The 21,424-nt window shown below is 51.4% G+C and carries 18 protein-coding genes; 12 read left to right on the top strand and 6 right to left on the bottom strand.

What is annotated here, in order from left to right:
- Positions 1–134 precede the first annotated feature (134 nt).
- The 3 genes from ACJJIK_RS12755 to ACJJIK_RS12745 form a co-directional block, all read right to left on the bottom strand.
- Positions 135–692: a hypothetical protein gene (locus ACJJIK_RS12755; protein WP_444942956.1), complete on the bottom strand. Its 558-nt coding sequence runs from the start codon at positions 690–692 to the stop codon at positions 135–137.
- 216 nt (positions 693–908) lie between these two features.
- Complete coding sequence (locus ACJJIK_RS12750) at positions 909–1,307, bottom strand: hypothetical protein (RefSeq protein ID WP_444942955.1); 399 nt, start codon at positions 1,305–1,307, stop codon at positions 909–911.
- Position 1,308: 1 nt separating this feature from the next.
- On the bottom strand, positions 1,309–2,010 hold the full coding sequence (locus ACJJIK_RS12745; RefSeq protein WP_444928677.1) for a hypothetical protein: 702 nt from the start codon (positions 2,008–2,010) through the stop codon (positions 1,309–1,311).
- Positions 2,011–3,476: 1,466 nt separating this feature from the next.
- On the opposite strand from ACJJIK_RS12745, the gene ACJJIK_RS12740 reads away from it, so the two are divergent.
- The 3 genes from ACJJIK_RS12740 to ACJJIK_RS12730 all read left to right on the top strand — a co-directional run bounded on the left by ACJJIK_RS12740 (position 3,477) and on the right by ACJJIK_RS12730 (position 7,219).
- Entirely contained in the window at positions 3,477–4,940 is a 1,464-nt protein-coding gene (locus tag ACJJIK_RS12740; RefSeq protein WP_444942954.1) for an aryl-sulfate sulfotransferase, read from the top strand.
- 201 nt (positions 4,941–5,141) lie between these two features.
- The gene (locus tag ACJJIK_RS12735) at positions 5,142–5,456 is read left to right on the top strand and encodes a cupin domain-containing protein (protein WP_444928675.1); all 315 of its coding nucleotides are present in this window, start codon (positions 5,142–5,144) and stop codon (positions 5,454–5,456) included.
- Between the two features lie 323 nt (positions 5,457–5,779).
- Positions 5,780–7,219, top strand: coding sequence for an aryl-sulfate sulfotransferase (locus ACJJIK_RS12730; RefSeq protein WP_444942953.1), 1,440 nt, complete (start codon positions 5,780–5,782; stop codon positions 7,217–7,219).
- Positions 7,220–8,135: 916 nt separating this feature from the next.
- Here the strand turns inward: ACJJIK_RS12730 and ACJJIK_RS12725 are convergent.
- Positions 8,136–9,779: an alpha-amylase family glycosyl hydrolase gene (locus tag ACJJIK_RS12725; RefSeq protein ID WP_444942952.1), complete on the bottom strand. Its 1,644-nt coding sequence runs from the start codon at positions 9,777–9,779 to the stop codon at positions 8,136–8,138.
- A gap of 210 nt (positions 9,780–9,989) precedes the next feature.
- Positions 9,990–12,704, bottom strand: a complete 2,715-nt coding sequence (malT, locus tag ACJJIK_RS12720) for an HTH-type transcriptional regulator MalT (protein WP_444942951.1) — start codon at positions 12,702–12,704, stop codon at positions 9,990–9,992.
- 365 nt (positions 12,705–13,069) lie between these two features.
- Here malT and ACJJIK_RS12715 point away from each other — a divergent pair, with 365 nt between their 5' ends.
- The 8 genes from ACJJIK_RS12715 to ACJJIK_RS12680 all read left to right on the top strand — a co-directional run bounded on the left by ACJJIK_RS12715 (position 13,070) and on the right by ACJJIK_RS12680 (position 18,853).
- Positions 13,070–13,720 (top strand): MBL fold metallo-hydrolase, encoded by a 651-nt coding sequence (locus ACJJIK_RS12715; RefSeq protein ID WP_444942950.1) that lies wholly within the window; start codon positions 13,070–13,072, stop codon positions 13,718–13,720.
- Between the two features lie 43 nt (positions 13,721–13,763).
- A complete protein-coding gene (locus tag ACJJIK_RS12710) occupies positions 13,764–14,378 on the top strand; it encodes a DUF2799 domain-containing protein (RefSeq protein ID WP_444942949.1) in 615 nt (204 codons plus the stop codon).
- A gap of 82 nt (positions 14,379–14,460) precedes the next feature.
- Positions 14,461–14,889, top strand: a complete 429-nt coding sequence (locus ACJJIK_RS12705) for a hotdog fold thioesterase (RefSeq protein ID WP_444928669.1) — start codon at positions 14,461–14,463, stop codon at positions 14,887–14,889.
- 33 nt (positions 14,890–14,922) lie between these two features.
- Positions 14,923–15,630, top strand: a complete 708-nt coding sequence (locus ACJJIK_RS12700; RefSeq protein WP_444942948.1) for a M48 family metallopeptidase — start codon at positions 14,923–14,925, stop codon at positions 15,628–15,630.
- A gap of 42 nt (positions 15,631–15,672) precedes the next feature.
- Positions 15,673–17,034: a 23S rRNA (uracil(1939)-C(5))-methyltransferase RlmD gene (rlmD, locus tag ACJJIK_RS12695; protein WP_444942947.1), complete on the top strand. Its 1,362-nt coding sequence runs from the start codon at positions 15,673–15,675 to the stop codon at positions 17,032–17,034.
- A gap of 61 nt (positions 17,035–17,095) precedes the next feature.
- Positions 17,096–17,464, top strand: a complete 369-nt coding sequence (locus ACJJIK_RS12690) for a DUF2750 domain-containing protein (protein WP_444928666.1) — start codon at positions 17,096–17,098, stop codon at positions 17,462–17,464.
- A 55-nt stretch (positions 17,465–17,519) separates the two neighbouring features.
- Positions 17,520–17,894 carry a VOC family protein gene (locus ACJJIK_RS12685; RefSeq protein WP_444928665.1) on the top strand — a complete coding sequence of 125 codons (375 nt, stop codon included), beginning with the start codon at positions 17,520–17,522 and terminating at the stop codon, positions 17,892–17,894.
- Between the two features lie 23 nt (positions 17,895–17,917).
- Positions 17,918–18,853: an SDR family oxidoreductase gene (locus ACJJIK_RS12680; protein ID WP_444928664.1), complete on the top strand. Its 936-nt coding sequence runs from the start codon at positions 17,918–17,920 to the stop codon at positions 18,851–18,853.
- Between the two features lie 11 nt (positions 18,854–18,864).
- Here ACJJIK_RS12680 and mnmH read toward each other — a convergent pair whose 3' ends face one another.
- Positions 18,865–19,962, bottom strand: coding sequence for a tRNA 2-selenouridine(34) synthase MnmH (mnmH, locus tag ACJJIK_RS12675; RefSeq protein ID WP_444942946.1), 1,098 nt, complete (start codon positions 19,960–19,962; stop codon positions 18,865–18,867).
- A 789-nt stretch (positions 19,963–20,751) separates the two neighbouring features.
- Here mnmH and ACJJIK_RS12670 point away from each other — a divergent pair.
- A complete protein-coding gene (locus ACJJIK_RS12670; protein WP_444928662.1) occupies positions 20,752–21,342 on the top strand; it encodes a hypothetical protein in 591 nt (196 codons plus the stop codon).
- The last annotated feature ends 82 nt before the right edge of the window (positions 21,343–21,424 follow it).

Below are 21,424 nucleotides of genomic sequence, written 5' to 3'. Positions count from 1 at the left end.
GCAGCCCATTGCTGAACCGTACGATAAGTGGTGTGGTAGCCAGTAGCCAGTAGCCAGTAGCCAGTAGCCAGTAGCCAGTAGCCAGTAGCCAGTAGCTAGAAACTACCGGCTACTCGATTTACATTTCATTTATATTAAAAAACAGACTCCTGAACTGCGACAAAATCCACTTCACATGAATCTGTTTCAGAGTGAAGCCTAAGCTTTTTACCCGACATATAAGCAGCTGTAGCCAAACTAAACATCCGATTTATAGTTGATTCGTCATGGCTAGACGGTGTGATTACACCGTATACATTTCCGTTTTCTATACAGTTAGTATTTACATTTGTTGAATTTTCGGATAAATAAATTTTCACTGACTCATTTGAACCTAAGTCATATTGTTTTACTGCAATCACCTGACCAAAGCCAATACTACCTGCATGGCAAAGAGTGCCAACCACCAGAAAAATAAATCCAATTAAATAATTCATTAGTTCTCCATTAGTTTGTAAATGTAACGCCGCTAGCAAGGGCAGCCGAAGCAACGCGTAGGCTGTCCAGTCCAGCCCCGAAGGGGTTGGGCGAGCTTGCCTATCCTGGTTATAGTTGGCGCGCTCGGGGCTGACTACTAGCACTTTGCCAGCCATAGTTTGGCTGGCCGCTGCCCAATATTTACGAGGGAAGAATACCGCACTTCCCCCAACCAATTCCTATCTTGCTGGCACTCCGCGAAATTGCAGCGGGCTGCCCATTTTTACAATACCTGAGCAAACATTCTAGGAGTGAAACTTCTTGAATAGCAATCGGTAAAATTGCTCAATGTAGGGTACTATTTAGTGTCACTAAACTTTCAGTTTCTACAAAAAACAATAAATTCGACTGCCACAATAACGTCAACTGGGGCAATTTGCTATGAGTTTATTTCAATTTTTGTCGCCAAGTTTTTCGGTCAGGAAATCCCTTGTTTTTTGAAGGCGTATAGTGACTTCATCTATGACATTATCTTCAATTTTTTTATCTAAAAAAATTATCGCTGCTTCATATTTTAAATACCTGTAGTCCTGCTCTTGATCAGGGTTAATGAAATATATTTTTTTAATTTCATCCAGTGCCACTTTGCGATACACCACTACTTTGATGTCGTAGTCTCTTGGCCTTGATTCGCCATGATCCTGCCATTGCCACCACTCCATCCCAATAATTTCGCTAGCAATAACCTGCGGACCAAAATCGTTATAATTGAGTACTACAGTATTTTTTCTGGTATCATCTGAGCAACCAGAAGCCAATAGAAAACATACTAGTATGAGGATGCGAAGCATATTAAGCCCCGCACTTTAGTTTTGACGATGTAGATAAAAGAACTGATTGATCAAAAGGGACTACAATTGCACCGCTAATCCAAGGATATGATCGAAGGGGAGTTTCTTCGTAAAGCTCTGAACCAATTTTATCCCAATGGACTTCGTATACTTTTCCTTTTGAAAAGACCCAAGTATGCCTCCCTCCTCTAGATATACCAAAGCCAAATTTGACTAGCTCAAGGCTCGCAATGTCTATACTATTTAGTTTAGTGACAGGAGCAGATTTATTAAGCGCTTGATAAGCTGAATGTGTTTTTGGTGTAGCCGAATAATTTTGAACTTTGTATTCCAGAGGGATTTGGTAATATTTGCACGTCTTTTTTGCAAGATGGCTCGTATACGTATGTTCAGGATCAGCATCAACTGGATGCTGTGAGTCAGGATTTATGTATATGCCTTTCCAGCTATGAAAGTCCACTAAATATTTTGCCAAATCGGTTCCCTTTCCTCCGATCGTCCAAACTTTCTTTGAGGCCTTGTTATTTTCAAGTTTTTCAAACGCATAGCTAATAACATTCAAAGCATAAGTTATACAGTCTGTAGGTTTATAATCTTTATACTTTTCTGGGTAGATATTTTTCAGTTCGCTGCCTACTTCATGAGAATGATTATTAAATAAATCAATCATCTTTTCATGTGCATATTCAGAAAATGTTTTCATGTTATCTCCTTTATGTATGGCACCGCTTAGTACTCATAACGCCCCGTTAAGTAGCAGGCACGAGCTGTGTTACGTTTTTTGAAACACAGCTTTGGGCTGTCCGACTTCAACGGTTTGTTATGTTTGTTCCTCAAATAAAAACAGGGGCCGAAGCTCCTGAAAAAGAGTGCCTACTTCTTTTTGATGCTTTCGACAACTGCTGTTTTTTTACGACGCTGCACTTCCGATACCGGAACAAACCGGCCTGTGCCAGCATCACGGCCTACTTTGCAGGATTTTTTTGGCTTAGCCATATTCGTCCAAATATGTAGACAGAACCGATCTACCGCCGTGAACCCTCCTCGTGTCCTCTTCAATTACACTCAGGGGGAACAGGCTACCAAACGCCTACTTTATATATGGTTTTAGCTACTCATTACAATATATATTTACTTTCAAATTTGAAAGTTCGCTAATGAACATAATAGTGTGTTCAAAAGCGGCTGTATTGTGTCACCTGTCAACATGTTCCAGAAACAGGGAGTTATTGGAATCAAAAAGTTATATAAATCAGTGGGTTAACCAGCGCAGCATAAAAACACCCAGGTGGATATATTGCAGCTGCATTATATCTTGTTGTTTTTCTCCTTTTGATCACAGGTATAAACCATTAAAAATCAATAAGTTAGCGTCTATATTGGTGTGGGTGTATGCAGCTGCTTTTGATCTTGGATATTGGCAGCATAGAAAAACAGCAAAAGAAGCGTTACGGATGATATTCGGCCTAAATTAGCTTCTAAATCAGAGCGTTTATGGATATTTCACGTCATAGTATTCGAAATCAGGGGCTATCGTACCAAATAGGGTCGGTTGAAGTTGAGGCGTTCCTTGCTCACCTTCACCTTGCTGTTCAGGGGTTCTGCGCCATTACTTATCTCTACCAGCAGTCCTAGGGCAATCCTTTAAGCTTGCCAGGAGCCATTGGATGGCCGTGAGGCAGTGTTCGGATTCTCTGTCATTTATAGTGCGTGTCTTATGGAGAGCTGCGATGGCATATTCGAAAATAATGACTGTCGCGCGGCCGGATAGATTTGCATGGGTATGCTTCTTATATCTAGGTCGGTCTTGAGCTTAGGCGTCTTCGCCAAGAAAATATCAAAAATATTATCGATAATTTTTATATAAAAATAACCTTTCTGGTAATTAAGAGGAGCAGATCTTGGATGTTGAGCGGGTAGGTTTGTAAAGTTAAATGTTTGCCTAATTTTCTTGCTTATTAATTTCGCCTTATTTTTCATTTAAGAGCTGATGTGATGCGACTCTCCTGTTGTGGCGCGATAAATATTATTTGATGACTTCTCAATTCTGACAAGTGGTTTGTCTTGTTCTGTATTATGTGATTTTCAGCAGATAAAAATTGCCTCGCTTACCCCTTAATAACTTCGCTGGTATAGATTCCTGTAAATTTTACAAAATAGGAGTGTGCGATGAAAAGTTGGTCAAGGTTCTACGTGGTTTTACTTGTCGGTATTGCAATATTGTTTGGTTATTCAGCTGCTAGTGCGGAAGAGGGGAGGGTTAGGAAAGTCCCAACAGTTCTGGAAGATGAGGTGGCATTAATGCTGTCAATGCACCCAGAAAACAACTTGATGATTAATGCAAAAATAATAACGAGTAGTGAAGCTCAAGTAGCAATTAGAATTAACTCGACAGAGACAGAGCGTCGGAGCACAGATTATACCGATTGGGGAACGGATCACGATATTACTTTGGTGGGGCTGAGGGCAGACACTAATTATCGTTTTACGGCGCTGGCAAGGTTGGATAGCGGCGAGCTAGTACAAAGCCAGGTTGTTAACTTCAGAACAGGTTCACTGCCGGAGGGGGCTCCGCCGGTTGAAGTCACTAAATATACCGATCAGAGTGAGGGCGGAGTGACAATATTTGCCCCATCGAGTGGTAATGGGGAGACTTTCTGGGGCGTTGATGAGGCGGGGGAAATAATTTGGTATCTCCATGGTGATTTATCACTCTCGAATAATCCCGTCGTGCGCAATTTAAACGACGGCAGATTGATGTTGCTGCTAAATCGGGAAGTCCGGATTATTTCTTTTTCTGGGGAAATACTTCAATCCTTTGCGGTTCCCTCCTATCACCACGATGCAATACTCCTCGATAATGGGAATCTGTTGATACTGGCAAATGCTACTGAAAGGGTCGGTGGGAAGTTATTGCAGGGCGATGTCATTAGTGAAATCGATGATCGGGGGAATACCCTGTGGCATTGGTCGTCATTTGATCATCTCGACACAAATCGATTCCCCGGTAATCTTGCCAATAAAATTGTGAGCAATGGTGCTTTGGACTGGACCCATTCTAATTCCTTGCACTATATCGCTCAGGATAATTCCATTTTATTATCTAGCCGCTCGCAAAGCTGGGTGGTGAATATTGATCATGCCAGCGGCGATGTAAATTGGATTATGGGTAGGGGCTCGTATACTTCAGAGAGTTTCTTGGAAAAATTATTTACCTTACAAAGCGGTACTTGGATGGCCTCGCAGCATGCAGCTATGCGCGCGTCGGATGGAGGTATTTTAATTTACGACAATAGGAACGAGTCTGAATATAGTGGAGATGTCTATAATAGCCGCGCGGTGAAGTTCTCTCTGGATACTGAGGCGATGACAGCAGTACAGACCTGGGAGTACATTGCCCCCAAGTATACCGCCTCTTTGGGGGATGTGGATGAATTACCCGGGGGCAATATCCTATTGTGTGCGGGTGGTCCCTCGGGTGGCAGCAGTGGCAGTAATACAGATGCGTATATTATTGAGGTTAGCGGCGATCAGGCCGCAGAGACTGCTTGGGAGATGGTGCTAAGAGATACGCGGGTCTATCGCGCAGAGCGGTTCTCCTGGAGTGATCTGTCAGTGGTAGGGGATTTATAATTTCATATTTAGCACTATAGCGATGCACCAGTAACAATCTTCGTTACTGGTGCAGTATGTGAATAGCGATCTCACTCTAAATACGATGTTTGCTGGGGGGCTAGCTTTCCCCCTGGTTACCTGTAGATAGCGGTCGAGGTATTCATCGGCTTCTCAGGCTATCTTTTATCAACTTTTCATCGAACACCGGAATAGATGTGTATGGATAACCTACTCAGCCAGCTACCTGATGATCGGTCAGTGGAGCACTTTGAGAACTTATTGCTGGGAAAGGCGTGCCGGGTGGAGCGGATCGTATCCTACGGTCAGTCCTCACCGCAAACGGGCTGGTATGACCAGGATGAGCATGAATGGGTGCTGGTGCTGTCTGGTTACGGTGTTATCGAGATGGAGGGTGGCGATAGACACCGCTTGGAGAAGGGGGATCACTTGCTGATTCGAGCCAAGCAAAGGCACCGGGTAACAGAGACTGCGGCCGATGAGCCCACAATATGGCTGGCCGTTTTTTATCGCTGAGGCGCGTTAGGTCCTAGACCAGTCGGTCAAATTTTTCTTTTGTTGAGCTGTCCTCACATATTTCCTCCTTTCTTTTCCTTTCCTAACTGACCTTTTTCCCACTGTTCGAGATGCTGTAATCCCCTGCCACTGGGGGGAATCCAAATATTTCCGAAAAAATTCGCAAAGCAAGTAAACGAATTTATTCTTCTAACGTTGTGTGCTTGTTAACAGATTGAGTTAGCTCTATGTGTGCTTGTTCACAGACTGAGTTGGCTCTAGCTGATAGTGCGCCGCTAGAGCGGCAATCAATATCTGTCATCCTTACAAAACAGGAATACAAAATGAAAGGACGATTTAGACTGTCTATCACTTTTTTTGTGACTATTGTCACACTCTTTAGCTATTTAAGCGTTGGCGCTGAGGAGGTTTTATCTGGGGATATAGAGCTGACGCTCTCAGCACATCCAGAAAACAACTTAATGGTGAATGCAAAAATAGTGACGAGCAGTGAGTCACAGGTAGCCGTCAGAATCAATTCAGCAGAAACAGATCGCCGTCATACCAGTTATACCGATTGGGGCACTGAACACGATTTGACCTTGGTTGGCCTGAGAGCGGATACCACTTACTTCTTTACTGCCCTGGCAACACTTGACAGTGGTGAGGAGGTGCAAAGCGAGGCTATTACCTTTAAGACCGGTTCACTACCAGAGGGTGCACCGCCTGTAGAAGTCACTACCTATACTGATCAAAGTGAAGGGGGCGTAACGATATTTGCCCCGGCGGAAGATACCTCGAATACTTTTTGGGGGGTTGATGAAGAGGGAGAGATAGTTTGGTACCTTCATGGTGATGTGCCTCTGGTCAATACTCCGGTCGTGCGAAATCTGCAAGATGGCACCTTGATGCTGCTGCTGGATCAGGAGGCTAGAATCATCTCTTTTGCGGGCGAAACACTTAAATCATTTGATTTGCCCGCTTACCATCACGATGCAATACTCCTCGAAAATGGCAATTTGCTGGTGCTCGCTTATTCTTTTGCAACGGTAGATGAGCTGTTTTTGAAAGGAGATACCATCCTCGAGATAGATGAAGAGGGTAATACGGTCTGGGAGTGGTCGTCATTTGATCACTTGGATACCGCTCGATTCCCCGGTGAACTGTCCTATCGAGCCGTGCGCAATGGTTCCCTGGATTGGAGCCACTCCAACTCCCTGCACTACATGTCTCAGGATGATTCCATTTTACTGTCTAGCCGCTCTCAAAGCTGGGTGATCAACATTGACTATGCCAGCGGCGATATAAACTGGATTATGGGCAGTGAGTTGGGTGCCTCAGAGAGTTTCTTGGATAAACTGTTTTCACTGCAAGAGGGTAGCTGGATGGCCTCCCAGCACGCGGCTATGCTCGCGTCAGATGGTGAAATTTTGATTTACGATAACAGAAATGAATCTGAATATAGCGGTGAAATCTATAATAGCCGTGCAGTGAAGTTTTCTCTGGACACCGAGGCGATGACAGCTGCGCAGACCTGGGAGTACGTTGCACCTAAGTATACGGACTCTTTAGGAGATGTAGACGAGCTGTCGGGGGGGAATATTCTATTGTGTGCCGGTGGTCCCTCCAGTGAGAGTACTGGTGAGGATAGAAATGCGCATATTATTGAAGTTACCCCGGATCAGGCAGCAGAAACCGCTTGGGAAATGGTGGTGAGTGATACGGTTATCTATCGCGCTGAGCGCTTCTCGTGGAGTGAGTTATCAGAGGTAGACGCCCAATAATTTTAGGCTTGCCGATATAGTTCACCAGTAACAACCTTTGTTACTGGTGAACTATATTGATGGCTGTTTAGCGTCAAATTTAGGGGCGATAGGTTTTTTTCCGTATTGATTCTGAAATTGCGCAGGCCAGGTTATTTCTGCCGGTCTTCCAGCTAAGGTTGCAGAGGATACATTGCTCAGTCAGCTCTCTGGTAGTGGGGCGGTAAGTGTAAGTTGGGAGAGGCAGCCCCGATAAACCTAGGTAGCTTCGGAATAATTCCGCAATATCTCTGCGCGCCTTTTAGAGGCTCTCTAGTTTTATCGTTGGCCGTTTTTTATCCGTTGACGAGTGGCCCAGCGAGAGTTCGACCAGCCGGTCAGCGCAGGTCTATCTCTATATGCCGTAGCAGGCTGTATTTGCCGCTGATGTTTTGCTTAAATCACCTCGCTTTAATTTGGTCTGATCATTTGATAGCAAGTCAAATCCTTCTTTGCCAGGCAGCGTCTGCTGTCTGGTCTTTTCTCTGGGTGTCGTTTCCAGAAAAACCCTCCGCATAAATAGTGATGGAATTATGCAGAGGCTCCCTCTTTCTCTCGCAAAATAAAGTGCTTACCGGTTGAAAAGCGATAATTTCGTTTCCCTTTAGAGAAAATATCCGAGGGCTGTGAGAGGCGGGTATCGATCTGTGGTCGGGTTGATAACGGCTATCGCTATCGTTTGCTTGGTGAAAAACAGTACCATCTACAGGGTGATATTTCCCCTTTCAATAGCTTGGTGTGGGGAAGTTTTTGCCGCAGATGTTTTAACGGAAAAAAGCCGGCATTATGCCGGCACGAAAGCAGACGTCGAAAAGGAGAGACGTTGCAGAGAGACTGTCATTCTGGCTCGATGCCCAGGCTTTAAGCGGCGCAGGGCATTCCGAACAGCGTGAATAAATTAGGCTTTTTTGCGCAGCAGTACACAGGCATCAGCGGCGGCGAGCGTTAAGCTGTCCCCTTCCACATTGCCGGTAAATAGTGCTGGGGTAATATTGTGTGCAGCGGAGAACTCGGCCGGTATTTTCAGGCTGGCACTGGTTTGCCCCAAGTTGACGACTACCAGTATCTCTTCGCTGTCGCTGCGTCTTACGAAGGCAAATAGCTCACTGCCGGTATTCATCACCTCCTGCTCCGCCGTCGCCAGCGAGTGGGGTAATTCCCGATGCCAGTCGATCAGCGCGCGAAAGCGATTGAGCATAGAGTGCTGGGCGTCCTGCTGAACTTCTACTGCCCGCTGCTGGTGTTGCTCGGAAACCGGTAGCCAGGGTTTTGCGCGGGAAAAACCGGCGTGGTCGTCGCTGGTATTGCTCCAGGGCATCGGTGTGCGGCAGCCGTCGCGGCCTTTAAATTCCGGCCACAGATTAATGCCGTAGGGATCTACCAGGTCCTCATAAGCAATTTCCGCCTCCGGCAGGCCCAGTTCTTCCCCCTGGTACAGGCAGACACTGCCGCGCAGTGCCAGTTGCATCAACAGGAACAGCGGGGCTCGGGCCTCGGCTTGAGCGGCGCTAAAACCTTTGTTCCAGCGGGTTATTGAGCGGGGCACATCGTGATTGCTGATCGACCAGCAGGGCCAGCCCTTCTCGATCACGTCGCGGTTTTTCTCCAGGGTCTCGCGCAGGAAGTCCGCGCTGCACTCCTCGCTCAACAGATCGAAGGAGTAGGCCATATGCAGGCGCTTTTCCGTGGTGTACTCGACCATAATTTTGTGGGTGTTGTCGTCGCCGACTTCGCCCACCGTCACTGTGCCGGGATATTGATCCATCAATTGGCGGACCCGCTGGAGAAACACCAGGTTTTCCGGCTGGGATTTATCATTCTGGTGCCACTGGTAGTCGTAGTGGTTGACTGGGGGCAGGCCTTTTTCATCGAGCTTGAGCGGGCGCGCCGGATTATTGCCCAGGGCCTGCTGATGGAAAATAAAGTTCACCGCATCCAGGCGGAAACCATCGACACCCCGGTCGAGCCAGAATTTCATATCGGCGAGCAGTTGCTCCTGAACTTCCGGGTTGTGCACATTCAGGTCCGGCTGCTCTTTGAGGAAGTTGGCCAGGTAGTATTGGCGGCGGCGGGTACACCAGCGCCAGGAGCCGCCACCGAATACGGAGACCCAGTTGTTGGGCGGGGTGCCATCTTCCTTGGGGTCGACCCAGACATACCAGTCCGCCTTGGGGTTATCGCGGTTGGCGCGGCTCTCCCGGAACCAGGGGTGCTGGTCCGAGGTGTGGCTGAGGATCTGATCGATAATTACTTTCAGGCCGCGCTTGTGAGCCGCTTCGATCATCCGGTCGAAATCTTCCAGGTTGCCAAAAATTGGGTCTACATCGCGGTAGTCGGCAACGTCATAGCCGAAGTCCACCATAGGCGATTTAAAAAAGGGTGAGATCCAGATGGCATCTACGCCGAGGGATTTTACGTAATCCAGTTTTTGCGTGATTCCGGGAATATCACCGATGCCATCTCCGTTGGCGTCGCAGAAGCTGCGTGGGTAAATCTGATAAATAACGCTGTTGCGCCACCACTCATAGCTGTTGCCGCTCATGGATTACTGCCTTGTTTCATTATTTGAAATGTGGAGATGACCCACCTTTAAAAGATAGGGTGAGTATGGAGCAGTCACCGGTGTGCTTCCTCCTCCCCGACCAGGGGGGAGAGGGGGGCAAAGCGGCATTTGCCGGGGGTGGTGCGCGGTCGGTAGGTGGGGGGAGCGTATCCCGTGGGCACGTCCCTGTGCCGGTGAAGCGGGGTTTAATTAGGGTTTGTCCTGCACCGAGCGAAGCATCTGTTCGGCCAGGGCGATGGCCTCCTGGCGATCCTTGACGTCCAGCTTTTGGTAGAGGCTGCGGATATGGGTCTTAATAGTGCTCGGCGCCACCTTAAAGTGGCGGGCAATTTTCTCGTTCGACAGACCCGAGTGAATTGCATTGAGTACCTGCCACTCCCTTGGGGTGAGGGGGGAGTGGCGCAAAAAGTCGGGCACGGCATCGCTGGCGAGGATTTCGCGGATAATGGTGTCGTCCAGTTCAATGCGAATCCCGCCGTCCAACTCGGGCTGCTGTTGTGCCGCTTTGATCAGTTGCTGGGCCTTGCTGGACTCCGCCTCTTCCAGGCCATTTTCCAGGGCTGCTTTCAGGATAACGATTAGCGGTTTGCCTATTTGCAGGAAGCTGGCGCGGAAATCCCGCTTATGCGAGAGGAGCAGGGCTTCGCTAATCGCCTCCACAGACTGGGGGTATTGTTCCCGCAGCCACAGCAGGTGGGATTCCAGCACCCGGTTGCGCAGGCGGTCTGTTTCCAGGCCGCACTCATTGGCGACCTGTTTCAGGCGGCTCAACAGGCGGTTGGCATCGGACCAGTGGTGCAGTTCGATCATCGTGCGCACATGGTTGCGCCCGTGGCACTGTTCAAAGTGATTGCTGGGCCTATCGGCGACAGGGGCGGCCTGCTCCAGCCAGCTGGCGATGGCCTGCTGGTTGCCCAGGGCGCGCCAGGTGCGGATGCGGGTGGCATCGGCATTGGCGATCCAGTCCCGGTGGTAGCGCCCGTCTGTGAGCAGGCGTTCAATACGCTCCAGCCACTCCAGGGACTCCTCTTTTTCCCCGCGCGCCTGGGCAATTTTTAACAGCAGGGTGTACTCCGGCAGCAGCCAGTGCTCGCCCACCCGGCGGTTGATCTGCATGCCGCGGCGCGCGGCGTGTTCGGCACCTTCCAGGTCGCCGGACTCCCACTGCAACTGGCCGCGCAGCCGGCACACAAATTCAGAGATCGGCAGTGTCGACAGGTGATTTTTCTGTACCAGAGTCTGCACCTTCTCCTGTAGCGTGGCGGCTTTTTTCAGCAGGCCCTGGGCAAAGGCGATCTCGGTCTGTTGGCAGATGGCCCAGGCGGCGCTGGGGATATCGCGCTCGGCGATCGCCAGGGCCTCCACCTCCTGCATATAGCGGCTGGCTTCTTGCAGGGCACCCAGACAGAAGCTGGTCTCACCGATGACCAGCAGAGCGGAGATTCTTTCACCGAGCTGGTCCGCGCGCAGTAGGGCCAGAGCCTCCTCGGCATACTCCTTGGCTTGCAGCGTCTGCCCCCGGGCAATGGCTACCTGGGCGCGCATAGTGGCAAAGGCCCCTTCGAAGTCGCGCCACTGTATGGGGTCTTCCCGTTGCAGCCAGCTCTCGGAGGCGGACAGGTTTTTCTCACACAAATCGTATTCAAAATTCTCCCGCGCCATTTTCGCGGACAGGAGAGTAAAGTGCGCGCTGTGTTGCAGGGCTTCGGCACCGAGTCTGTCGAGGCAATCCCGCAGCAGGCGCGATTGGCCCGCGCGCAGAAGCTGCTCGCCCCGCTCGTTGAGCAGTTGCTTCAAGCGCTCGCGGTCGCCCCCGGCGAGGGCGTGGCGCAGGGCTTCCGCCGGCTGGTTCAGTGCTTGCCAGGTATCGCAGGCGGTGCTGTGCAGTTGCAGCAGGTGTTGGCGGTCATTGAGTTGCCGCTGTAGGAAACGGGCAAAAACCGGGTGGAAGCGGAACCACTGGCGGCTGGAGTCCTGTGCTTGCAGAAAGAGTCCCCGGCGTGCGGCCTCTTCCAGCAGCTGTTGGCCGTCCTGGCGACCGGTCAGGCGCTCCGCCAGCTGGGCGTTCACCCGAGTGAGAATAGAGGTACAGGAGAGGAGTTGGCGCAGTTGGGGTTCCAACCGCTCTAATACCTCTTCCGCCAGGTAGTCGAGAATATGGCTGTGGCCCTGTTCCAGCTCTGCCAGGTAGCGATCCACTTCGTTGCTGTCGCGCACCGATAAAGTAAAAAGTTGAATGGCGGGGGGCCAGCCCTCGCTGAGATGGTGCAGCTGAGCCGCGCGGTCGCCGTCGAGGCTAAACGGCAGGCGCTGCTTGAGCAGGGTGGCGATCTCCTCGATATTGAGGGCCAGTTCATTACTACCCAGTTCCAACAGGCGCCCCTGTACCCTCAGGGTAGCCAGGCCCAGGGGCGGCTGGCTGCGGCTGGTGAGCACAATGCCGACGCCGGCGGGGGCGTGGCGCAGCAAAAAGCGGGTGGTGTCGTGTACCTGCTGGTTGTCGATCTGGTGGTAGTCGTCCAGCACGATACGCAGTTCGCTGGGCAGGCTGCGCAATTCCGATAGCAGGTGGCTCACCAGAGTCGAGGGGTCCGGGCGCTGGGGCGCGGACAATAACTGGTGGGTCTGGGGGACGCCATTGCCCGTTGCCCTGTGCACACTTTCCACCAGGTAGCGGCAGAACTGGCTCGGTTCATTATCGCTGGCATCCAGCGTATACCAGGCGACCGGGTTGTCCTGCTGCGAGGCCCAGGAGGCAACCAGTGTCGTTTTGCCGTATCCCGCCGGGGCTGTCACCAACAGCAGTTGATCGCTGTGACATCGGTTTAGAACCGATAGCAGGCGCGGGCGCGCTAGGGCGTGCTCGGGGCAATCCGGCAGGCTGTATTTGGAAGTTAAAAGCATCGCTGCGGGAGTGGCTGTCTTTAATGTTTGATTTTTGTACAGGCGCTATTATGCATCAGCTCTCGATAAGTGTGACAGCACTGTCAGGGGGCACTACTGTGGCGGCCTCCCACTCAATCGAGATTGGGCAATGGCGCATTTAGCTTGGCACAGTATATTATTAATCGGCTTAAATCGGTCACCTCAACTCGTCGCAATCTAATTTCTGTGGCCCAGTAGCGGGCAAGTTCACAGTGGCTCTACCTATCCCCAGCGGCCCACTGCCGACCGGTGAGGAGGGTAAATAAAGCCCGCCAGCGGGCTCTCGCGGTATAATCCGCAATTACCTCAACAGTTTCCTGTAAAAGAACAAGGGCCGTTTTCCTATGTCGCTGCAATTTCACCTGGTTCCGGTTACTCCTTTCCAGCAAAACTGCTCACTGCTGTGGTGTGAGGACAGCAAGCGCGCGGCGGTGGTGGACCCCGGTGGCGACCTGGATAAAATTCTGGCTGCGGTGGCAGAGCGCGACCTCAAGCTGGAAAAAATCCTGCTGACCCACGGCCACCTGGACCATGTGGGCGGCACTGCGGCGCTGTCCAAGCAGCTCCAGTTGCCGGTGGAGGGGCCGCACAAGGGCGATGATTTCTGGATTCAGCAGTTGCCCATGCAGGCGCAGATGTTTGGTTTCCCCGCCGTCGAGATATTTACCCCGGACCGCTGGCTGGAGCAGGGAGATACCGTTACTGTGGGGGACCAGCCACTGGAGGTGTACCACTGCCCCGGCCATACACCGGGCCATGTGATTTTCTTCCACCGCCCCAGCCAGCTAGCCCTGGTGGGGGATGTGCTGTTTGCCGGCTCGATCGGGCGCACCGATTTCCCCCAGGGGGACCACGATACCCTGATCCGCTCGATCAAAGAGCGCCTGTGGCCGCTGGGTGATGAGGTGCAATTTGTGCCGGGGCACGGCCCCATGTCCACTTTTGGCCAGGAGCGCCAAACCAATCCTTTTGTCGCCGACAAGCGCTTTGGTTAAGTGATATAACAGGCGGTAAATACAGCCTCGGGAGGCCCATTTTATGTCCGCCGGAAAAATACGCCTTTTTCTCGCTTTGCTGGTGCTGGGGTTAAGTGGCTGTGCGGTAATTTCCGAAGAGGAGTGTCGCGCGGGCCTCTGGTATGAGCGGGGCCTGCAAGACGGTGCTCGTGGCCGCTCACAATCGCTGCTGTACGATATCGCCCGCGAGTGTGACAGCTACGATATGCACGTAGATAACGACGCCTGGCTACAGGGGCATGAAGAGGGGGTGGAGACTTACTGCACCGCTGAAAATGGCTACCGCGAGGGGCGCCGGGGGCGCAATTACCAAGGGGTTTGTACCGGCCCTACCGCCGACCTGTTTGTACAAAACTACCAGCGCGGCCTCAGCGAGTATCGAGTTGAGCAGCACTACCAGCGCCTATTGTGGCGCCGGGATAATTTAGAGCGCGAGCTTCTGTCCCTGCATTATGCCTACCGAAATACCGATAGCGAGGCCCAGGCCCGGGCGCTGTACTTACAGCGCAGCCGCCTCCGCTGGGAATTGCGAATGTTGGATATGGAGTTATTCCGCTACGGTTTGTTTGGCGCCAGGCATTTAACCCCCGGTTTTTATCCCCCCGGATTTTTTTCGGCCAGATTATTTTACTGGTAAGTGGAATAGTTGATCGGCCCTGTTGGTACACGCGAAAGCTGGAGCAATACTCCGCTATTGCACGCATAAGAGATTTATTGGAATGGCAATTTGGCATTTAGAGCCCTCGCTGGAAGAGCTGAACCTGGGGATATCCCAGTGTATGCCCGGCTATCTGGGGATGGAAATTACGGAAATTGGCGCTGACTATTTGGAGGGGACATTACCGGTCGATCATCGCACTCGCCAACCTTTTGGTATTTTACACGGTGGCGCCAATGTCGTGTTGTCGGAGACCCTGGGCTCCATAGCTGCCAATCTGTTAGTGGATACCGATAAATTTTATTGTGTCGGCCAGGAGGTAAACGCCAATCATCTGCGCCCTGTGCCCGAGGGGAAGGTGCGCGGTCGCGCAAAGCCCGTGCATATCGGCCGCAGCAGCCAGGTGTGGGAAATTCTGATCTATGCGCCCAGCGGCAAGCTCAGCTGTATTTCACGTATTACCATGGCTGTTGTAGCTCATGGTGCCTAGCGTTATCTCCGGGGCTGCGCGTGGAGATATCTCTTGACGCAGGCCCAGGATTTTATCTTTGAAGATATTCCCTACCGCTTGGTGCGCTCGAGCCGGCGCAAGCGCCTGGGACTGGTGCTGGGTACCGCCGGGGTGGAGGTGCGGATTCCGCAGCGCTGCGCCGCGCGCTATGGGCACGAGTTCCTACAGGAAAATATTCAGTGGGTGAGAGCGCAATTGCTCGCTGCCGACCGCCGCGCTGCGCAGGTGCCGCAATATCAATACACCTTTGGGGAGACGTTTCCCTGGCTGGGGCAGCAGCTGCCCTTGCTGCGCGCCGCAGACAGTAGCCGTGCCGGTATTGGCGCTGACGCTATCAGACTTTATACCCGCTATCGCCAGCCCGACGAGGCACAGCTGCAAAGCGCCTTACAGCGCCTTTACCAGCGGGAGGCGCTGGCATTGCTCACGCAAAAGTCCCATAGGCTGGCCGGGCAGCTGGGGTTGACTATTTCCTCGGTAAAAGTGCGCCGCACTAAAACTAAGTGGGGGCACTGTAGTATTCGCGGCGAACTGCAATTTAATTGGCTTATTGGCCTGGCCCCCGAGCCGGTGGTGGACTATTTGGTGGCTCACGAGGTCTGCCATTTACAGCACCACAATCACAGTCGCGCTTTTTGGCAGTTAGTGCAAAGCGTGTGCCCCAGATTTAAAGAATTGCGCCGCTGGTTGCGCGATAACGGTCACCGGTTGACCCTGTAATTTTTCTATTCTTTAGTTGTACAGAATTTCTCCCGATTAATTATGAGTAAGAAGCCCCGCTTTATTACCGGCCGCAAGCCGGTAAAAAAAACCTTGCCGACCCGTGCGGAAGCCACAATAGAAAAATTCAGCCACGATATGCGCGGCATTGCCCGTGTCGCTGGCAAGACAGTGTTTATTGATAGCGCTCTGCCCGGTGAGCAGGTTAAATTCCGCTATACCGCGCGACGCGCCCGCTTTGACGAGGGGATTGTTGAAGATGTTATCTCCGCCTCCGCAGATCGATGCGCACCGCAGTGTGCCCATGTGGATTTATGTGGGGGCTGCTCACTTCAGCACCTGGCGCCAGCGGCGCAAATTATCGAAAAGCAAAATATTCTTCTGGAGCAGCTGTCGCGTTTTGGCGGCATTGCGCCCGATGAAATACTGCCGCCATTAACCGCTGATCCCTATGGCTATCGGCGCAAGGCCCGTATCGGTATTCGCAAATTAAAAAAGTCCCAGGGCGGTGAGCTGCTATTTGGTTTTCGCAAAAAACACAGCAACGACCTGGTGGATATTGCGGAGTGCCCGGTACTGCACACAAAAATTGCCGAGCATTTAGCGCCGCTAAAAAAACTCGTGGCTGAAAGTGACGGGCGCGCGAACTTTTCTCACCTGGAAGTGGCGGTTGGGGACGATGTTACAGCCCTGGTACTTCGCCATTTAAAACCCCTGTCAGAGAGGGATCTGGCGCGCTGGCGGGCCTTCGCAGAAGGTGCTGGTATACACCTGTATATACAAGGTGGAGATGCCGGCTCGCAACAGAGAATCTGGCCTGTAGAGGGGGCCGCCTATTTAAGTTATCAACTGCCGGAATTCGATCTGGCGTTGCGGTTTCAACCACAGGATTTTGTGCAGGTTAATTTTTCTATCAACCGGCAGATGGTGAGTCGGGCGGTCGAATTACTCGACCCGCAACCCGGCGAGCGGGTATTGGATTTATTTTGCGGGTTGGGAAATTTTACCCTGCCACTGGCGCGCCGTGCAGCGGAGGTGATTGGTGTCGAAGGTGTCGGCGCTTTAACCCAGCGGGGCGCAGACAATGCGGCGTTGAATCAACTGCAAAATGTGCATTTTTATTCTGCCGATCTCAACGACAATATGGCAGCTGCACCTTGGGCGCAGGCAGGTTTCGATAAAATTCTACTGGACCCTCCCCGGGATGGCGCCTTGCAAGCGGTGCGCGGACTGGCGCAATTTTCTGCCAGCAGGATCGTCTACGTTTCCTGTAACCCGGCCACCCTGGCGCGGGATGCCGGTGAGTTGGCTAAGTTGGGATACCGGCTGAGTAAAGCCGGTGTCATGGATATGTTTCCCCAGACCGACCATGTTGAGTCGATGGCAGTCTTCGACAGAATTTAGGGCCTATTGAGCCGGGGAAAACTAACGTAAACTGCGGTAAAACCGTTTAAGCGAAGTTGTTATGCAAAGCGAATCTCTAACCGATAATTTTGAAGATAATTGTGCGCGCTTCCTGCCTGAAGCTGTAGGCCAGGGGTGCGTCTGGGCCCTACAGGGGGCCGAGGGCTTTGCGCTTTGTGAGTCTGAAAAGCGCGCCGATACCGAGGTTATGCCCTTTTGGTCGCAACAGGAATTTGCCCAGGAGCACTGCGAGGGGGATTGGGCTGCCTATGAGGCGGTGGCCGTCGACCTGGAAGAATTTATGGATGATTGGCTCACCGGTATGCATGACGATGTCTTGTTGGTGGGGATAAATTGGAACGCCGAACTGGAAGGGGTTGAGGTGGAGCCCCTGGACTTGCTGGAGCAGCTGGAGCAGGAGCTGCAATAAGTTGCGCCATAGTGCCCCGCCCGGTGGATAAAAAGCGCTAAATAGGGAGTCTTAAATGGGGCAGATGCTTGGCTTGCGCAAAACGGTCTACGGCGTTGCCAATCTCGGCAAGGCTGTGGCCTGGTATACGCAGCTGCTCGGGCAGGAGCCCAGCTATATAAGCGACAACTACGCGGAGTTTCAGCTTGGCGATAGTCAGCTCGGACTCAATGCCGATGCGCGCAGTGCGATCAGTCGGGCCGATGGTGTTGTAGCGTATTGGCAGGTTTTAGATTTGGCCGCGCAGGTTGAGCGCCTTGGCACCATGGGGGTGCGGCAGCATACCGATATAGAGGAAGCGGCTGGAAATGCGCTGATGGCGAGCTTTCTCGACCCCTATGGCAACGTTGTTGGTTTAATTGAGTATCTGCCATCGCCCATTGAGAGATAGGACCATTAACCGGAGCAGTTCCTGTGGACAAGCCGCCCATTTCCCAGTCCAAGTTTCATTCTCCCAAGCGAAGTTTTGCCGCCGAGAGCCTCGCACAAATCGGGCGGGGTTATGTGGTGCCGGATCGGGTGGCTTTAATTACCGGCTGTTCCAGCGGTATTGGGCGGGAGCTGGCCCTGGCGCTGCATCGCCGGGGCACCATCGTGATCGCCACAGCGCGCCGCCCGGAAAGTTTGCAAGAGCTGGCGGACTTGGGAATTGCCACTGAGGCACTGGATGTAAATTCCCAGGCGGATATCAACCGGGTGGTACACGCGGTAAAAGCCGCTTATGGGCGCCTCGATATACTGGTCAATAACGCCGGTTACGGCCAGATGGGCCCCCTGTTAGAGCTGGATACCCGGGCGCTGGAAAATCAGTTTCGCACCAATGTATTTGCCCCTCTCGCCCTGATCCGCGCCTGTGTGCCCCTGATGCGCTCTGAGCGTGGGGGAGTGGTGTGTAATATCGGCTCGGTGTCCGGAGTTATGCCCACCCCGTTCTCTGGGGCCTACTGCGCCTCTAAAGCTGCCCTGCACTCGATTTCTGATGTGTTGCGACTCGAATTAAAGCCCTTTGGTATTCGGGTTATGACGGTGCAGCCCGGTGCTATCGCCTCGGAATTTGGCCGCCATGCCGAGACCTCCCTGCGCGGTCTTTTGCCGCCAGACTCCCTGTATAAATGCCAGGAGGAAATCGTTAGGGCCCGGGCACAGGAGTCTCAACACAATGCCACACTGGCCAGTACACTGGCGAAAAAACTGGTGCGCGAGCTGCTGCGCAAGCGCGCTCGTCCGCTGGTGCGTATTGGCAATCGCAGCAGTTTGTTACCCTGGATCGCCCGCTGGCTACCGCGCAGTGTGAGAGATTGGTTGTTAATACGGCGCTTTAAGTTGAATCGTCTCACCTCTAAAAACTGAAAACCTACCAGCTATTTTTGCCGCAGCTGACAGGAATCAACCAGCCACTGTTGTACTTCAGCGTGACTGCCGCGAAACAGGATTTTGTGCTCGGACTTTTTCATCAGGTAATCGTAGCTGCCATCGTAGTAATCCCGCAGCAGTGCGATCACTACCGGGATATAGGCCTCGCTATTATTGTGTTGCTGTAATTCACGGTTGGCAGAGGTGAGTGCCTCATCCAACTGTTTGTAACGCAGTCCGCCCAAGCGCTTGCGGATTTTGTTGAGATTAAAGTGCAGTTCTTCCCCCAGGCTTTGCGCAGGCAATTTTTCACTGCCAGAAAAACGTTTGAGCCCATCACTGATATAGTCGCGCACAATGCGTTGCGCCCGGGCTTCCAGCGGTTCCTCAACGAGTACCCGCGGCGCTGATTGCATAGCGGCTTGCAGTGTGGGGGGCAGGGCACAGCGCCCGATCAGGCGGCTTTCATCCTCGATAGCCACGGGGCCGGATTGCTGGGAGAGTTTGAGTAAATCGATACTGAGTTGGTTTTCGAAATCGATTTGTGACGGTTGTTCACTGTCGGTACGGCCAAAACTGGAGCCGCGATGTTTGGCGATACCTTCGAGATCGACAGAGCGCTGAACCCGGTTGAGCAGCGCTGTTTTACCGCTACCGGTATGCCCGGCGACTACGACAAAGGCAAGGCTTTGGCACTGTGTTTCCAGTTCTGCCAGCAGGAAACTGCGCATCGCTTTGTAGCCCCCTGTGACCATTGGATAGTCAAGCCCCTCTGCGCGAAGTAATTTCTGCGCCATACGCGAGCGCAGCCCGCCTCTGAAGCAGTAGAGGTAACCGCTGGGAAACTGATCGATAAATTTTTTCCAGGCACTCAGGCGAGCGGCCAGAACTTCTTCACTGGCCAGTTCCCAGCCCAACTCAATCGCTGCCTGCTGTCCGTCACTTTTGTATCGGGTACCAATTAATTCGCGTTGGCGGTTATCCAATAGCGGATAATTCTCGGCCAGGGGAAATGCACCACGGTTAAATTCCACAGGTGCGCGTATATCTAAGAGGGGAGTATCCTCTAAAAAGAGTTTGGTAAAGTTTGCAGTATCTGTCCGCAAAAGAATACTCCAGTTCGCTTGGTAATGATTTCAGTTTTGATTGTATCGCTATTCGATACGGGGGCCCACTTATAATCTCATTTGGGTATTGGTAATCGTGTGAATAGAGAAATGAATCGTGGCTGGAAGAATATGGGGCTTTAATTTGTGTTTTGATATTTGTATATGTTTTAAGGGGGTTGTGAATATATAGTTAAAGATCAGTTTGTGTGATGGTTTGTTTCTCTTGGTTGTTTTATCGGTGTGTATTTGCGGTAGTGTATGAGAGTTAAAAATCTGCTTGCGTGTTATTAGTTTCTATTTTTAGGGCTTCTCTTTTTCCTGTTTAGCTTGTGCTGCTTTTGCTGTGTATGCCCCAGCTTGTTTTAAGTTTGTCATTTGATGGGCGCCGAGAAAAAAACGGTTGAATTTTTTGATTTTTCTATGGCTCTCCCCCTCGGCAAGTAGTGTCTATTCAGTTTATTGGAAATGCCAGCATTTTTCCTCTATCAGACAAATGTGTAAAAAGTAAGGATTTGACGCTGGTTTTTTTTAAGTTTGTGAGACGTGTTTGATGCGGGATAAATCTCCTTTGCATTCGATCAAAAATAGATTTAATTTTCTTTTGCTGTGGGTCAAATATGAAAAAAATCTCTTTTTTGAGCTTTATTGTTGACCTGTATTGCGCAAACAGTGACTGTGTGGGTGTTTTCGGTCTATTTTTTTATGGGGTAGGCCGTATTATTTCTTGGCAAAGTTTTAATCATCCTCATTTTCACAGTATCTGAAGTGAAGAAGTAGGTAAGAAAAATGGCAAAAAAATATATCTATATCCCGGTAAATAGTGAAGAGATGCAGGAGTTCGCGAAGGATCTTGCAACGGCTTGGAAAATACCTGTAAATCAGATACTGGCGAATAAAGTCACCTCTGGGCGCGGCAAGGCGATGTATCGCTGGGTGGATCAATGTCTGAGTAAATTAACGGCAGCAGATACGCTCTATATCGTTACCCATGGCACGGGCGGCGCCGATGGCAAAGTGATTGGCGCAGAGCGCTCGGTGGGTAACAACAAGCAGAAAAGAGTGGTCAATAGAGGTGCCGTCACCTGGGAGGGGGGAGAGTGGAAAACTTATACCCCAGAGGAACTGGCTACTACCCTTAACAAAGAGGGGCTACCGGCGAATTTTGTTGATCTACATGTTTGTGCCTGTGGCTCGGGCTACGATGGGAAAAAATTGAGACCCTGGGCCCAACGCCTACGCCAACAAATGGCGGGTACCCATAAGAGTATTCAAGTTACCGGCTATTTAGGCTGGTTTTCCTGTAGTACAAATAAAGTGTGCATTAAAGTAGGGAATGAGTTTTTCCCGATGGAAGAGCGCTCTGTTACTTTTTCCTAGGGCAGCGCAAGACCTAATAATGGTACTGCGTTAATACGTTGGGCTCCTCAGGGATGAGGACCGTCAAAAATTTAAGCAACCT

The sequence above is a fragment of the Microbulbifer regidiadema (SeqCode) genome, from assembly GCF_052466995.1.
Note: the sequence above shows the minus strand (reverse complement) of the source record. Positions and strands in the feature narration are given on the sequence as shown.